This window comes from Variovorax sp. 01T439_2, from assembly GCF_056398445.1.
In genome coordinates, this window is sequence record NZ_JBFTPJ010000145.1 from 1 (window position 1) to 8,478 (window position 8,478).

Below are 8,478 nucleotides of genomic sequence, written 5' to 3' on the forward strand. Positions count from 1 at the left end.
TTGCCGATCAGCGCCGAGACATCGATCCCGCTCGACAACAAGGAGCGCATCGAGATCCTGCGCGGCACCAGCGGCATCCAGGCCGGCACCAGCGCGCCGGGCGGGCTGGTCAACTACGTGGTCAAGCGGCCCACCGAGCAGGACCTGCGCACGCTGCGCATCGAAACCACCAGCCGCGGAAACGTGCTCGGCGCGCTCGACCTGGGCGGGCGCTTCGGCGCGAACCGCGAGTTCGGCTACCGGCTCAACGTGGCGAGCGAAAACCTCAAGCCGCTCGTGCACAACCTCGACGGCAACCGCAACATGTTCTCGCTGGCGGGCGACTGGCGCATCACGCGCGATTCGGTGCTCGAGTTCGAGATCGAACGCAGCCACAAGACGCAGCCGAGCCAGAACGGCTTCAGCCTGCTGGGCAGCACGCTGCCCGCGCCGGTCGATCCCAAGATCAACCTCAACAACCAGCCGTGGTCGCAGCCTTCGGAATTCAACGCGCTCACTGGCAGCGTGCGCTTCAGCCAGGCGCTCAATGCCGACTGGCGCTGGAGCGCGCAGATCGGCCAGCAAAGGCTCAGGACCGATGACCGCCTGGCCTATGCCTTTGGCTGCGGCGCCGAAGGCAACTACGACCGCTACTGCTCCGACGGCACCTTCGACTTCTACGACTTCCGCAGCGAGAACGAGCGGCGCACGCAAACGGCCGGCAGCCTCAACCTCAAGGGCAACGTGATGACCGGCAGCGTGCGGCACGAGCTCGGCTTCGGCCTGCTGCAAAGCCGCGTGCGCAACCGCTTCCAGGACCAGGCCTACAACTACGTCGGCACCGGCAACGTGTGGGCCACGGCCGTGGTGCCGCCCGACCCCACGCTGACCGACGCCAACACCAACCGCGACGAGCGTTCCACCGAGCTCTCGGTGCAGGACGCGATCCGCTGGAACAGCCGCTTCACCACCTGGGTCGGCGTGCGCCACACGCGGCTGGACCGCGACAGCATCCGCACCGATGGCACGCGCCCCACCGGCTACAAGGACGGCATCACCACCCCATGGATCGCCGCCAGCTTCGCCATCCAGCCGGGCCTCCTCGCCTATGCGAGCTGGGGCAAGGGCGTCGAGTCGCAGGTGGTGCCGAACAAGAGTTCGCAATACACCAATGCCGGCGAGGCGCTGCCCGCGCTGACCTCGCGCCAGTGGGAGCTGGGCCTCAAGGGCGGAAGCGACGTCTTCGCCTGGCAGCTCGCGTGGTTCGACATCAAGCGCCCGATGACGAACCTCGATGCCTGCAACCGTCTCGGCACCACACCCTGCGACGGACGCTACGACGGCAGCGCCGTGCACCGCGGACTCGAAGCGGGCGCGCAGTGGAACACGGGGCCCTGGCGCCTTGCGGGCAGCGTCACGCTGATCGATGCCAAGCGCCGTGGAAGCACCGCCGAACCCGCCACCAACGGCCAGTCGCCCACCAACGTGCCCAAGCAGGTGCTGCGTGCACAAGCCGGCTACCGCGTGGCTTCGGTGCCGGGCCTCGAGCTGCTCGGACAGCTCTCGCATGAAGGCCGCCGCAATGTGCTGCCCGATGGTTCGATCGCCCTGCCCTCATGGACGCGCGTCGATGCCGTGCTGCGCTACGACACCCGGCTGCGCGGCGTGAACACGAGCTGGAGCATCGCCATCGACAACCTCTTCGATCGCCGCTACTGGAAGGAATCGCCCTACCAGTTCGGCCACGTCTATCTCTTTCCAGGTGCACCGCGCACGCTGCGCCTGGGCTTGAGCGTGTCGCTCTGAATGAGTGCCCGAATTTTTTTCAGAAATTTATGGCGGCCACATTGGTGCGCTCGAAAGGCTCAAAAAATCACGCTATAATCTGAGGCTTGTTCCTCGATAGCTCAGTTGGTAGAGCGCCGGACTGTTAATCCGTAGGTCCCTGGTTCGAGCCCAGGTCGAGGAGCCACTACATGCCGCAAGGCCTCTGGATGCCCCGCTACCCAAAAGGTAGCGGGGCATTTCCTTTTGGGGCACCTTACCCCATCTTCGGCAGCCCGAATCCGAAGCCGAAGACAGAGCCGCTCTTCTTCTTGGCCCGCGCGGGCTCGGGCTCATCCTCGCGCGGCCCGATGTCGAGATCGTCGACCATCTTCTGCAGCTCGAGCAGCCCGGCGGCCATCGCGGCCTTGTAGGTCTTCATGGACCTCGCCTGCTGGCTGAGGACATGCCAGCCCTCGCCCTCGAGTTCGACCAGGCGCCAGCGGTAGGCGCCCTCTTCCTCTTCGATCACGGTGACGGCGATCCGGCGGAGAAGCTGCATGGCGCGATGCTCGCCCCGATCCGCGCTTCGGCACGTCGGACAACCTCGACTCTCCGATCGCCATCAGGCAAAAAAACGCCCAGCACGCGGCTGGGCGGAATCCCTGGCGATGTCGCCAAGGGCCCCGCAAAACCAAGATTCGGGGGCAACTGCAAAGGGGATTCGAGCACTGGCTCGGAGTCCTGATATTACTGTATATTCATACAGCTTTGATGCGGACGGTCGAGATACCCGTTCGAAGGTCAGGCGCTTTCCAGCAAGAAGGCAGAGGAGAAATGCACATGAACCAGGCCGAACTTTTCTACCCGCAGGCTGCGGCTCCAAGCCACGAGGCCGCGCTCCCGCAGGCCGATGTTTCGGAAGAGCCGCCTTTCAGGTTCGAAGACATCGAGCCCGAACCGCGGGTTGCCTACACCGTGCGGCTTGCCGACTACCCGCATCCGGCTGCGGACGCCGTCAAGGTTTCGGAGCAGCGCTTCCGGCGCGAGCTCGACCGGCAGCTCGGCGGCGACGTCACGCGTGCGCTGCGCGCGTTCCACAATGCCAGCGAGTCGAGCGAAACCGACCTCACGAGAGAAGAGATGGCGCTCGCCAGGCGCTGGATGAAGGCCTATGACGCAGCCCGAACCGCCGGCTTTCGCGACCTTGGAGACACCGATGAAGCGTTCTTCGACGTGCGGGCGGTCTGAGTACGAATCCTGCCGGACTGCGCCGCTATTCCCCGATTGGGTTGCATCGATCGCGAGCCTGGACCAGCGCTTGCTCGACCAGGCCCGCTTGGCATGGCGCGGCATGTCGGCGCTGCTCGGCATCCGCCGTCCACGCGCACGGCCCGGTGTCAGGCCGCGATGGGCTCATTTCGCTCTTGGCCAATGAGCACGTCGGCCGGAATGCCCAAACCCTTGTTGAGGCGGCGAATCATGTGCAGCGTCAGCGGGCGCTTGCGCGCGAGCACTTCGTAGACGCGGTTCAGCGGGCCGATGTATGGCACGAGGTCGCGCACTCCCAAACCCGACTGCTCCATGCGGAAGCGGATCGCCTCGATGGGATCGGGCGGGTCGACGGGGTAGTGCTCGGCTTCGTAAGCTTGCACCAGCGTGCCGATCACTTCGAGACGTTCACCCTCGGGCGATTCGCGATCAGGATCGAGGTCGATCAGTGCAGACACCTCGCGCAGCGCCGCGCGGTAGTCGGCATCAGTGCGGATGGCTCTGACTTCCATGGTCGGACTCCTTTATTTGAACTGGTCGACGGTCGCAGCATCGATCTGGTCGTATTGCGTGTGCGTACCGATGAACTTGATAAAGACGTACTGCATCCTGTAGGCGATGGCGACGATCAGGCGGTAGTCGTTCCCCTTGATGTTGAACACCACGCGGTTGTTCGCAATGATGCTGGCGTTGGCGTACTGGGCCTTCACGACAGCGGGTGTCGTCCACTTTGCATTTTTGCCTCTTCGTACCACGCCCTTAATCCGGGTTCGGCATCTCGATAACTCGGATCTTGGTAGAAAGCGATGAGGTTCGAGTTTGCGACTACGTGCATCAGGAGAAAGTTTAGTCCCAAATTGGGACTATCGCAAGTCGCCCCTCCCAGAGTCCGACGCTTGTAGGGTGATCCGCACGAATCTCGTCAACGCAGGCTGAACACAAGCCGCCGCGGTTGGGCCATGATGTTCCCATCGTGCCAGCTACACCCATTGAGTACCTGCTCGAACTCGAACATGCCAGGTTCCCGGTTCATGTCCGGGATCCGGAGTTGATCCAGGCCATCGCGACGCTCAAGGCGCTGGGCTGCGTCGAAGCCGACATCACCCCGCCGCTCGATCTTCGCAGTTCGTTCAGGAACTACGAATCCGCGGTGGTCGTGAAGATCACTTCGGAAGGAATCACGGAACTCGCACTGGCGTACGGGTGACCGCCCCCTTCACCCCCTTCACTCGCTTCAGGTTCTTCCGGTCTGGGACGAGCGGCTCATCCCTTCCTTCGAATTCGTCTGCTCGCCGGCGGATCCCTCGCGCGGAGCGGGCCACCGTCTAGTGCAGATTCAGAAATGTCAAAAAGAGGGTATTTCCCAAACCACAAATCGGTCGCCGAACGGTAACGACGCGTACATTAGCGCCAACGTACTATTGCCTCGCGCCATGCACTTGAAACCTCTACTCATCACCGCGCTCCTGCTCGTTGCGGGCGGCCTGTTCTGGTGGTGGGCCTCCGGCGGCGGATTCATTGCCGTGATCGTTGCCATTGGCCTGGGTGCCGTGCTCTTCCTGGTCCTTCGAGGAAACCGGTCCATCAAGGACGAACTCGATGCGCAGGCTCCCGACAAGGATCGGGGCGACAAGGAATCCTGAACCGGGGCGCCGGCCTCAGCGCAGCGCAAACGCCAGCGTCACCGCGCCCAGGGCCAGCAGCGCGAGGCCCGCGATGAAGACCATCTCGCCCCAGGCCTCCAGCCGTACGCCCGAGCTGCGCGAGCGCATCGAGATGAAAGACAGCAGCGCGCTGGCCAGGAAGACCAGCGCGTCGATGGCCAGCAGGCGGTCGATCAGGAGCCGCAGGTCGTCGCGCGGGCCCAGGTGGCCGATCGACATCACGGTCATGCACACGCCGATCATGGTGGCCGACGTGGGCAGGATGTGCGCCGAAAGGCCACCCGCGGATGAAGCCATCTTTTTTTGTCCTGGCGCGGGCTTCACCCGATCCGCACCGGCACGAAGATCTTGTCTTCGCCGCGCTGGATCAAGAGCGCGACCGACTTGTCGGCCTTGGCCACCACCTCGCGCACCTGCTCCAGGCTCTTGGCGGGCGTGCCGTTGATGGCCAGCAGCACGTCGCCCGCCTGCACGCCGGCCATGGCGGACGGGCCCGCCACATCCTCGACGAGCAGCCCGTTCTCGATGGCGGCTTCGCGCTTTTCCTGCGGCTGCAGCGGCCGCAATGCAAGGCCGAGCTTGCCCTGCCCCGCCGCGCTCTCGTTCTTGGCGACCTGCGCGGGCTTGTCGCTCGCATCGCCGAGCTTGGCCGAAAGCTCCTGCCGCTCGCCCTGGCGCCAGACTTCGAGCGTGACCTTCTTGCCCGGCGTCTGCTGCCCGATGACCGCAGGCAGGTCGCCCGACGAGACGATGGGCTGGCCGTCCACCTTGCGGATCACGTCGCCCGCCTTCAGGCCGGCCTTGTCGCCGGGGCCGCCCTTCTCGATGTTGGAGACCAGCGCGCCCTCGGGCTTGTCCAGCTTGAAGGAGTCGGCAAAGGCCTGGTTCACTTCCTGCACCGCCACGCCAAGGCGCGCATGCGTGGCCTTGCCGGTCGCGACGATCTGGTCCTTCACCTGCACCGCCACGTCGATCGGAATGGCGAACGACACGCCCTGGTAGCCGCCGCTGCGGCTGTAGATCTGCGAATTGATGCCGACCACTTCGCCGCGCGTGTTGAGCAGCGGGCCGCCGGAGTTGCCGGGGTTCACCGCGACGTCGGTCTGGATGAACGGCACGTAGCTGTCATCGGGCAGCGAGCGGCCCTTGGCGCTCACGACGCCGGCCGTCACCGTGCTCTCGAAGCCGAAGGGCGAGCCGATGGCCAGCACCCATTCGCCGACCTTCAGGTCCTTGGTGTTGCCGAGCGCGAGCGTGGGCAGGTTCTTGGCATCGATCTTGAGCACCGCGATGTCGGTCTTGGCGTCGGCGCCGAGCACCTTGGCGCGGTATTCGCGCCGGTCGGTCAGCTTGACGGTGACCTCCTTGGCGTCTTTCACGACGTGCGCGTTGGTCATGATGATGCCGTCGGGGCTCACGATGAAGCCCGAGCCCTGCGCGCGCACCGGCACTTCGCGCTGCTGGGCGCGCGGGCCGATCTGGCCTTGGAAGCGGCGGAAGAACTGGAACATCGGATCGTCCGGATCGATGCCCTGGATCTCGGCCGCGGCCTGGTCCTCGGACGCCTTGGCGGTGCCCGTCACGCTGATGTTGACCACCGCGGGACCGTCGCGCGAAGTGATGGTGGAGAAGTCGGGCAGCGTCACCATGGCCGCGGGCGCCACGCTCGTGGCGTTGGTGGTCGGCGCATTCACGGCGCGGGCACTGGTGTATGCGCCGGCACCGACGGCGCCGATCACCCCGGCGGTCGCCAAGGCAAGCACCAGGGCATGGGGGGAAGTCAGTCGGGTGTTCATTTCTAGCTTTCCTTTCAATGCGTCTGCACGCAAACACGATGAAAGGAATGTCGGCCCGTTGGCTTAAGCGCGGCTTAAACAACGAACCGCGCGGCGATTCAGGCCTTGGCGGCAAATCGCACCAGCACCTGCAGCCCGCCCAGCGTCGGCGAGGCCGCAAGCGCCACCGTGGCGCCATGCATCTGGGCGATCGACTTCACGATGGCCAGGCCGAGCCCGCTGCCCGGCGCCTGCGGCTCGCCCGAGCGGTAGAAGCGGTCGAGCACGCGTTCGCGCTCTTCTTCCGGCAGGCCGGGGCCGCTGTCGTCCACGCTCAGCTCCACCGCCGTGCCCAGGCTTGCAATGCCGACGTCGACCCGCCCCTCTTCGGGCGTGTACTTGACGGCGTTGTCGATCAGGTTGCGCAGCAGCATCCGCAGCGCCTCGGGCTGGCCGTTCACCACGGCCGGGTCGGCATGCGAGATGCCGATGTCGATGCGCCGGGCCTGCGCCGCCGCGACCGCGTCCGAGATGGCCAGGCGCGCCACTTCGCCCAGGTCGACCGGTTCGGACTTTGCCCCCGCCGCCATGCTGGCTTCATGCCGGGCCAGCGCAAGCATCTGCTCGACCAGGCGCGTCGCGCGGTCGATGCCCGCGACCAGCCGGCTCACGGCCAGCTCGCGCGACGCGGCATCGGAGGCGCGCTGCAGGCCCTGCACCTGCAGCTTCAGCGCGGCCAGCGGCGAGCGCAGTTCGTGCGCCGCATCGGCGACGAAGTGCTTCTGCGCGTCGAAGGCATGCCGCACCCGGTCGAACAGCAGGTTGAGCTCCTGCACCAGCGGGCGCACCTCGTCGGGCAGGTTCTCCTCGCTCACGGGGGAAAGATCGTCGGCCTGCCGCGAGGCGACCTGCCCACGCACGCGCGACACCGGCGCGAGCGATCGGCTCACCACCCACCACACCACCAGCATGAGCAGCGGCGCCATCAGCGCCACCGGTGCGATGGTGCGCAGCGCCAGCGCGCCGGCCATGTTGCGGCGCGCCGCCATGTCTTGCGCCACCTGGATCACGAGCCCGCTGGTCTGCATCGAGAACACTCGGTAGGTGGTGCCGCGCGCGCGCACGTCGGCAAAGCCCAGCACCGCCAGCTGCGGCAGCGCCGCCTGTTCGGCCGATTCGAAGATGCGCACGCCGTCGGCGGTCCACACCTGCACCACGAAATCGAAGTTCTGCTCGCCGCTGCCCAGGCCGCCCACGGCCGCGCTCGGCGGCAGGCCGGCGCGCAGCGACAGCGCCATCTGCTGCATGTGGTAGTCGAAGATCTCGTCGGCCTCCTTCAGCACCGTGCGGTAGGCCACCAGCGCCTGCGCGCCGGCCGCCAGCACGATGGCCGCGAGCAGGAACCACAGCAGGCGCGCGCGCAGCGATCCGGTCAGCGCGCGGATCATGCCTTCGGCACCATGTAGYCGACGCCCCGCACATTGCGGATCAGCTCGGCGCCGAGTTTCTTGCGCAGGCCGTGCACATAGACCTCGACCGCATTGCTGCTGATCTCGTCCTTCCAGCTGTAGAGCTTTTCCTCGAGCTGGGCGCGCGACAGCACCATGCCGGGCCGCGCGATCAGCGGTTCGAGCACGGCCCATTCGCGCGCCGAAAGCACCACCGGCTGACCCTCCACCGCGACCTCGCGCGTGGCCGGGTTGATGCTCACGCCCATGTGCTCGTACACCGGCTCGGCGCGCCCCGCGGCGCGGCGCAGCAGGGCGCGGATGCGCGCCAGCAGCTCGTCGAGGTCGTAGGGCTTGAGCACGTAGTCGTCGGCGCCCGCGTCGAGCCCTTCGATGCGCTGCTGCACCGAATCGCGCGCGGTGGCAATCAGCACCGGCATGCGCTGCTTGCGGGCGCGCAGGCTGCGCAGCACCTCGAGCCCGTCGCGGCGCGGCACGCCCAGGTCGAGCAGCACGAGGTCGTACTGCTGGGTGCGCAATGCGGATTCGGCCGCCTCGCCGTCCTTCACCCAGTCC

General features: G+C 66.4%; 10 protein-coding genes, 1 tRNA gene and 1 pseudogene. 5 read left to right on the top strand and 7 right to left on the bottom strand.

The features are described 5' to 3' along the window. A partial coding sequence (locus AC1DOC_RS09485; protein ID WP_478129715.1) for a TonB-dependent siderophore receptor occupies positions 1-1,785 on the top strand: 1,785 nt, incomplete at its 5' end. A 90-nt stretch (positions 1,786-1,875) separates the two neighbouring features. After that, positions 1,876-1,951 (top strand) — tRNA-Asn (locus AC1DOC_RS09490). 69 nt (positions 1,952-2,020) lie between these two features. Here AC1DOC_RS09490 and AC1DOC_RS09495 read toward each other — a convergent pair. Continuing rightward, positions 2,021-2,305 carry a hypothetical protein gene (locus tag AC1DOC_RS09495; protein ID WP_012747503.1) on the bottom strand — a complete coding sequence of 95 codons (285 nt, stop codon included), beginning with the start codon at positions 2,303-2,305 and terminating at the stop codon, positions 2,021-2,023. 281 nt (positions 2,306-2,586) lie between these two features. Between AC1DOC_RS09495 and AC1DOC_RS09500 the strand changes: the two genes are divergently transcribed. After that, positions 2,587-2,994: a hypothetical protein gene (locus AC1DOC_RS09500; protein WP_026284175.1), complete on the top strand. Its 408-nt coding sequence runs from the start codon at positions 2,587-2,589 to the stop codon at positions 2,992-2,994. Positions 2,995-3,143: 149 nt separating this feature from the next. On the opposite strand, the gene AC1DOC_RS09505 is transcribed toward AC1DOC_RS09500, so the two are convergent. Together AC1DOC_RS09505 and AC1DOC_RS09510 are read right to left on the bottom strand one after the other, a co-directional pair. Beyond that, complete coding sequence (locus tag AC1DOC_RS09505) at positions 3,144-3,527, bottom strand: helix-turn-helix domain-containing protein (protein WP_018906086.1); 384 nt, start codon at positions 3,525-3,527, stop codon at positions 3,144-3,146. 12 nt (positions 3,528-3,539) lie between these two features. Beyond that, positions 3,540-3,850: pseudogene (locus AC1DOC_RS09510) on the bottom strand (type II toxin-antitoxin system HigB family toxin). A 138-nt stretch (positions 3,851-3,988) separates the two neighbouring features. On the opposite strand from AC1DOC_RS09510, the gene AC1DOC_RS09515 reads away from it, so the two are divergent. Together AC1DOC_RS09515 and AC1DOC_RS09520 are read left to right on the top strand one after the other, a co-directional pair. Then, positions 3,989-4,222, top strand: coding sequence for a hypothetical protein (locus AC1DOC_RS09515; protein WP_150106772.1), 234 nt, complete (start codon positions 3,989-3,991; stop codon positions 4,220-4,222). 226 nt (positions 4,223-4,448) lie between these two features. Further along, positions 4,449-4,658: a hypothetical protein gene (locus AC1DOC_RS09520; RefSeq protein WP_012747498.1), complete on the top strand. Its 210-nt coding sequence runs from the start codon at positions 4,449-4,451 to the stop codon at positions 4,656-4,658. 15 nt (positions 4,659-4,673) lie between these two features. On the opposite strand, the gene AC1DOC_RS09525 is transcribed toward AC1DOC_RS09520, so the two are convergent. The 4 genes from AC1DOC_RS09525 to AC1DOC_RS09540 all read right to left on the bottom strand — a co-directional run. Next, a complete protein-coding gene (locus AC1DOC_RS09525) occupies positions 4,674-4,976 on the bottom strand; it encodes a hypothetical protein (protein WP_012747497.1) in 303 nt (100 codons plus the stop codon). 23 nt (positions 4,977-4,999) lie between these two features. Next, positions 5,000-6,475 carry a DegQ family serine endoprotease gene (locus AC1DOC_RS09530; RefSeq protein ID WP_018906089.1) on the bottom strand — a complete coding sequence of 492 codons (1,476 nt, stop codon included), beginning with the start codon at positions 6,473-6,475 and terminating at the stop codon, positions 5,000-5,002. A 98-nt stretch (positions 6,476-6,573) separates the two neighbouring features. Further along, positions 6,574-7,902: an ATP-binding protein gene (locus AC1DOC_RS09535; protein ID WP_018906090.1), complete on the bottom strand. Its 1,329-nt coding sequence runs from the start codon at positions 7,900-7,902 to the stop codon at positions 6,574-6,576. Next, positions 7,899-8,478 (bottom strand): response regulator (locus tag AC1DOC_RS09540; RefSeq protein ID WP_478129716.1); only part of this gene is annotated, 580 nt, incomplete at its 5' end. The genes AC1DOC_RS09535 and AC1DOC_RS09540, both read right to left, overlap by 4 nt.